Consider the following 4,500-nt stretch of genomic DNA (forward strand, 5'->3'; position numbering starts at 1 on the left):
GGCAGCTTGAACAACGTGACGCGGGCGCTGCCTGTCCTGGACCCCGACGCGGCCACCTCTCCGCAGGCAGACCGCGGCCCCCTACTGCCTCGGGCCGCGTCGCGCTTCCGGCGGGCCCGCCGCCGGACCCGGATCCTGCTGTCCCTCGCGCTGCTGGCGGTCGTGACGGGTGCCGTCACAGCCGCCGTCGCCCTCGCAACCCCGGAACCACCCGCCGTCGCTCCCTACCCGGCGGTGACCGGGGACGTTGGCATCCACCTGCAGGAGCTACAGAAAAGCGTGGAACCATGAGCCGAACAACCCGTCCCTCGCCCGGTCCGGCACCTGGCAGCCCCCATCGGATCCTCGCCGGCTGGCTCCTCGGCACGGTGCTGCTCACCGGCACCCTGGCCGGCTGCGCCGCGGCTCCGGAGCTGGACCGCGCTGCCGCCCGGGAACTTCAGGCCCAGGTCCTTTCCGTGACCGAGGCTGCCGCGGCCAATGATCCGGCCGCGTCGCTGAAGCACCTCGACGAGCTCGTAGTGAAACTGGACGAAGCGGCTGCCCGGGGCGGGGTGTCCTTCAAGCGGCACCAGAGCATCAGGAAGACCGTCGACGCCGTCCGCGCGGACCTCAACGCCCAGCAGGCCGAAGCCGCCCGGGTTGCGGCCGAACAGGAAGCGGCAGCACAGGCCGCCGCGGCAGCCGCAGCCCAGGCCGAAGCCGCCGCCGCGGCAGCAGCTCCCCCGCCCGCCGTCGCACCCGCACCGCCGGCCGACAGCGGCAAGACCAAACCTAAGGGCAAGGGCAAAGGCTGAGGCCGTGCCGATCCACAACACCCGCCAGGACGATCCCTAAGCCGGAACATCTCCGACAGAAAAAACGCCGAACGGCGCACCGGAAATCTCCGGTGCGCCGTTCGGCGTAACGCTGTTCGGGGCCAAGCACTGCCGGCAGGACGCCGGCTCAGCGGAACTAGCTCAGCATGGACAGCACTTCGCTGAACTTCGCCGAGGGCCGCATCGCTGCGGTGACCTTGGCTTCGTCCGGGCGGTAGTATCCGCCGAGGTCCACCGGGGAGCCCTGGACGGCGAGAAGTTCGCCGATGATGGTCGCCTCAGCGGAATCCAGCGCACCGGAGACGGCAGCGAAAGCCGCGGCCAGCTCGGCGTCGTCGGTCTGGCGGGACAGTTCCTGGGCCCAGAACTTGGCCAGGTAGAAGTGGCTGCCGCGGTTGTCCAGTTCGCCGGCCTTGCGCTTCGGGGACTTGTTCTCCAGCAGGAAGGTGCCGGTGGCGCGGTCCAGGGTGTCGGCAAGGATCTGCGCGCGGGCGTTGCCCGTGGAGGTGGCGAGGTGCTCAAAGCTGACGGCCAGGGCCAGGAACTCACCGAGGCTGTCCCAGCGCAGGTGGTTTTCCTTGAGCAACTGCTGGACGTGCTTCGGGGCGGAGCCGCCGGCGCCGGTTTCGAAGAGGCCGCCGCCGTTGATCAGCGGGACCACGGAGAGCATCTTGGCGCTGGTGCCCAGTTCCAGGATCGGGAACAGATCCGTGAGGTAGTCGCGCAGCACGTTGCCGGTCACCGAGATGGTGTCCTCGCCCTTGCGGATGCGCTCCAGGGTGAACGCCGTCGCTTCGTCCGGGGACATGATTTCGATCTGGAGGCCCTCGGTGTCGTAGTCCTTGAGGTATTCCTGGACCTTGGCGATCATCTGGGCGTCGTGGGCGCGGCCCTTGTCCAGCCAGAAGATGGCCGGCATGGCAGAGGCCCGGGCGCGGGTGACGGCCAGCTTGACCCAGTCGCGGATCGGCACGTCCTTGGTCTGGCAGGCGCGCCAGATGTCCCCCGGGGCAACCTGGTGCGCGATCAGCACGGTGCCGGCGTCGTCGACGACCTGCACGGTGCCGGCCGACTGGATCTCGAAGGTCTTGTCGTGGCTGCCGTATTCCTCGGCGGCCTGGGCCATCAGGCCGACGTTCGGGACGGTGCCCATGGTGGTCGGGTCGAAGGCGCCGTGGGCGCGGCAGTCGTCGATGACGACCTGGTAGATGCCGGCGTAGCTGCTGTCCGGCAGCACGGCGAGCGTGTCGGCCTCCTGGCCGTCGCGGCCCCACATGTGGCCGGAGCTGCGGATCATGGCCGGCATGGAGGCGTCCACGATCACATCGGACGGTACGTGCAGGTTGGTGATGCCCTTGTCCGAATCGACCATGGCCAGTTCGGGGCCGTCGTTCAGTCCCTGCTTGATGGCTGCCTCGACGTCGCCGCGGATTTCCTCGGGGAGGTCCTCAAGGCCGTTGAGGATGGAGGCGAGGCCGTTGTTCGGGCTCAGGCCGGCGGCGGCGATCTGGGCGCCGTACTTGTCGAAGAGCTCGGAGAAGTACGCCTTGACGACGTGGCCGAAGATGATCGGGTCCGAGACCTTCATCATGGTGGCCTTGAGGTGGGCGGAGAACAGCACGCCCTCTTCCTTTGCGCGGGCAACCTGTGCGGCGAGGAAAGTGTCCAGGGCGGCGGCGCGCATCACGGTGCCGTCGATGACCTCGCCGGCAAGGACGGGGAAGGCCCGCTTGAGGATCTTGACCGTGCCGTCTTCCTTGACCAGCTGGATCTTGATGTTCCCATCGGCCTTGATGACGACGGACTTCTCGTTGGCGCGGAAGTCGTCGGAGTCCATCGTGGCGACGTTGGTCTTGGACTCGGGGGTCCAAGCGCCCATGCTGTGCGGGTTCTGGCGGGCGTAGGCTTTGACCGAGAGCGGTGCGCGGCGGTCCGAGTTGCCTTCACGCAGTACCGGGTTCACGGCGGAACCCTTGATCTTGTCGTAGCGGGAGCGGATGTCCGTCTCCTCGTCCGAGGAGGGGTTGTCCGGGTAGTCCGGGAGGGCGTAGCCCTGGCCCTGGAGCTCCGCGATGGCAGCCTTCAGCTGCGGCGTGGAGGCGCTGATGTTTGGCAGCTTGATGATGTTGGCTTCGGGCTTCTTGACGAGTGCGCCAAGTTCAGCCAAGGCGTCGCTGACGCGCTGCTCTTCGGTGAGGTAGTCGCCGAATGCGGCGATGATACGGCCGGCCAGCGAAATGTCGCGGGTCTCCACTTCCACACCGGCCGTCGAAGCGAAGGCTTCGACAATCGGCAAGAACGAATAGGTGGCCAGCATCGGCGCTTCGTCGGTGTGGGTATAGATAATCTTTGCCATTGCTCGGGCGTCTCCCTGAAGGTCTGGGTATTTCCGGAATTTTTTTGCCATTTCAACACCCCTAACCTACCCGAGGGAGCCGGGTTGCCGCCTACCGGCGTCGTATGGTGTGACCTCCGTGACGCCGGCAACATGCTGTGACAAGAATTGACAAAATGCTTTACAGATTGGTCAAAGTCCCGTAGTTTCGTTCCCATCACGGCGGCCACCACCGGGCCGTCCCGTTTTCCACCGGTTAGGACACCATGAGAACACCCAAGACTCTGGCCACCAGCCTACTCAGCCTTTCGGCAGCGGCACTGCTGGCCCTGAGCGCTGCGGGCGCAGCAAGTGCGGCCCCGGCACCCGGCAATACCCCGGCGGAAACGTCGGGGGTCAGCAGCCATACCGTCCTCGAGACCGGCGGCGCCGAGTACTGGACGGCCGAGCGGATGCGCAACGCCATCCCCGGGGACGTCCTGGCCGACAAGGCCAAACAGAGGAGCGCCAACTCCACGGCCGCGCTGAACCGCCCGGCGGAAGCGGCAGCGCCGAGCACCGTCGAGGCCCTGGCGCCCAGCCTGCAGGCGAAGCAAGTCCAGACCAAGGCGAACGCGAGCGAGACCCCGGTCAAACACATCGGCAAGGTCTTCTTCACGCTCGGCGGCACCAACTACGTGTGCTCGGGCAACTCGGTCTCCGCCACCAACAAGAGCACCGTCTCCACGGCCGGGCACTGCGTCAACGAGGGCCCCGGCGCCTTCGCCACCAAGTTCACTTTCGTCCCGGCCTACCTCAACGGTTCCGCGCCCTACGGGATGTGGACGGCCAAGGCCCTCTACGCCCCGACCCAGTGGAGCTCCGGCGGTGACATGACCTACGACACCGGTTTCGCGGTTATTAACACGCTCAACGGCCAGAAGCTTGCGGACGTTGTCGGCGGCTCGGGCGTGCAGTTCAACGCCGCCCGCGGCCTGAGCTACAAGTCCTTCGGCTACCCGGCGGCGGCACCCTTCAACGGCGAGTCCCTGAAGAGCTGCAGCGGCACGGCCACGAACGACCCGTACAACCCGCAGTTCAACACCCAGGGCATTCCCTGCAACATGACCGGCGGCTCCTCGGGCGGCCCGTGGTTCATCGGTTCGAGCTCCACCGGCTACCAGAACTCGATCAACAGCTACGGCTACGGCAGCAAGTCCACCACGATGTACGGCCCGTACTGGGGCTCCGTCATCCAGCAGGCCTACGCCACCGCGGCGGCCGCCGCCTAGCTGTACTCAGCCAGGACGTTGGTTACACGGTGAAAGGGTGAAGACCTCTTAGGTTGGTGGTTACCACACACACCGA

Annotated in this window: 3 protein-coding genes and 1 pseudogene; 3 read left to right on the forward strand and 1 reads right to left on the reverse strand. The window is 66.8% G+C overall.

The genetic code is table 11. The features are described from left to right. Both BJQ90_RS20395 and BJQ90_RS20400 read left to right on the forward strand, forming a co-directional pair. Positions 1–291: pseudogene (locus BJQ90_RS20395) on the forward strand (serine/threonine protein kinase); the annotation flags it as partial. Then, entirely contained in the window at positions 288–797 is a 510-nt protein-coding gene (locus BJQ90_RS20400; RefSeq protein WP_226762008.1) for a mucin-associated surface protein, read from the forward strand. The pseudogene BJQ90_RS20395 and the gene BJQ90_RS20400, both read left to right, overlap by 4 nt. A 157-nt stretch (positions 798–954) precedes the next feature. On the opposite strand, the gene BJQ90_RS20405 is transcribed toward BJQ90_RS20400, so the two are convergent. Then, on the reverse strand, positions 955–3,174 hold the full coding sequence (locus BJQ90_RS20405; protein ID WP_226762009.1) for an NADP-dependent isocitrate dehydrogenase: 2,220 nt from the start codon (positions 3,172–3,174) through the stop codon (positions 955–957). Between the two features lie 245 nt (positions 3,175–3,419). Here BJQ90_RS20405 and BJQ90_RS20410 point away from each other — a divergent pair, with 245 nt between their 5' ends. Further along, complete coding sequence (locus BJQ90_RS20410; RefSeq protein ID WP_226762010.1) at positions 3,420–4,424, forward strand: trypsin-like serine peptidase; 1,005 nt, start codon at positions 3,420–3,422, stop codon at positions 4,422–4,424. Positions 4,425–4,500 lie beyond the last annotated feature (76 nt).

It is taken from the genome of Arthrobacter sp. SO3 (genome assembly GCF_020532825.1).
Taxonomy (GTDB): domain Bacteria; phylum Actinomycetota; class Actinomycetes; order Actinomycetales; family Micrococcaceae; genus Arthrobacter.

What these genes read in the sequence shown, in the direction of transcription:
- BJQ90_RS20400 (WP_226762008.1), top strand. Translation starts at nt 288, where the DNA reads ATGAGCCGAACAACCCGTCCCTCGCCCGGTCCGGCACCTGGCAGCCCC.
- BJQ90_RS20405 (WP_226762009.1), bottom strand. Translation starts at nt 3,174, where the DNA reads ATGGCAAAGATTATCTATACCCACACCGACGAAGCGCCGATGCTGGCC.
- BJQ90_RS20410 (WP_226762010.1), top strand. Translation starts at nt 3,420, where the DNA reads ATGAGAACACCCAAGACTCTGGCCACCAGCCTACTCAGCCTTTCGGCA.